This window comes from Streptomyces sp. NPDC040405 (assembly GCF_055595765.1).
On the sequence record NZ_JBVIVI010000042.1, the window covers coordinates 1 to 1,403 of the forward strand.

1 protein-coding gene is annotated in these 1,403 nt (G+C 66.1%); it reads right to left on the reverse strand.

Translation table 11 applies throughout. From position 1 onward, the window contains the following. Positions 1 to 165: 165 nt before the first annotated feature. Positions 166 to 1,350, reverse strand: coding sequence for an IS701 family transposase (locus ACZ59A_RS44890; RefSeq protein ID WP_470971663.1), 1,185 nt, complete (start codon positions 1,348 to 1,350; stop codon positions 166 to 168). Positions 1,351 to 1,403 lie beyond the last annotated feature (53 nt).

Genomic DNA, 1,403 nt, shown 5'->3' on the forward strand with positions numbered 1-1,403 from the left:
TAGTACTGCAACGGTGCTTGTTCTGAGTGCTGGGCAGGTTTCAGGGGCTGTGTCTGCGGCGTTTGTAGTGACTGACGCGGGCTTGGTGCTGGCGTCGTCGTCGCCAGCGGGACCAGTGCAGGATGTGGCTGGCCGGGGTGGGGCGTCGGTCTGTGAGGCGGGTGATCAGGCGTCGGATCTCGGCGAGGCTGAGGTGGATGAGCTGGGAGGATCCGTTTCTGCTTTCTCCGCATCCAGCTCTCGGGCCCTCAGGACGGTCAGGCAGGCGTGGGCGGCCATGGCCAGGGTCATGTGGCGGTGCCAGCCGGGATAGCGGCGGACCTGGTAGTCGTCCAGGCCGCACTCCTGCTTCGCGGTCTGGAAGCATTCCTCGACGGCCCATCGGCTGCCCGCTATGCGGATCAGCTCGTCCAGCGTGGTCTGGGCCGGGCAGTAGGCGATGTAGTAGGAGATCTCCTCGGGCCTGCTGACACTGCGGCGGGCGATCACCCAGTGCCGGCGGTCCTCCCGGTGCCAGGGCCGGACTTCGACGCGGGCCCAGTCGAAGATCCGCCGGCCGTGAGCTCCTTCACCGCAGGAACGGCGTTTCCACTTCTGCCGCGGCAGCCCGGGAAAGAGTTCGTGGACGGGGTGGTCGAGTGCCCAACGGGTGACGACCGTGTCGTGCCTCGTGGTGGCCATGACGTGGAAGACGTCGGCCTGTTCCAGCTCGAACCGCCAGCCCTTGCTGTAGCCGTAAGCGGCGTCCGCCGTCACCCAGCCGAACGGGATCTTCTCCTCGATGGCCCGGCGGACCATCGCCTTGGCCATGGTCACCTTCGTCTCGAAGCTGACCGTGTCGTCGACGCCCGCCCTGCGGCAGCGCTCGCGGTCATCCGTCCAGGACGTGGGCAGATACAGTCGCCGGTCGATCAACGTGCGGCCTCGGTCGGTTGCATAGGCGAGGAACACACCGATCTGGCAGTTCTCGGTGCGTCCGGCGGTGCCGGAGTACTGCCTTTGCACGCCGGCAGAACGGACGCCCTTCTTCAGAAACCCGGTGTCGTCGACGATCAGCACGGCATCCCGGTCTCCGAGGTGTTCGACGACGTAATCGCGTACGTCGTCCAGGACCTCGTCGGCGTCCCACTCGATCCGGTTCAGCAGTCGCTGGATGCGATCAGGACCCGCATGACCGGCCTCTTCGGCCAGCGTCCAGCCGTTCTTCCGCTCCAGCGAGGCGATCAGTCCCCGCATATACGCCAACGCCGACTGACGCGGCTCCTCCCGGTTGAAGCGGTGCACGAACCGCTCATGCACCGCTTCCAGTTCCCCGGCCCACAACCTGACATCAGCAAGGTCCCCACCCATAACCACACCAACGACCGAGCTGGCCAGCAGTCACGGCAAAGACCGTTGCAGTA

Coding starts and splice junctions, on each gene's coding strand:
- ACZ59A_RS44890 (WP_470971663.1), bottom strand. CDS start 1,350: ATGGGTGGGGACCTTGCTGATGTCAGGTTGTGGGCCGGGGAACTGGAA.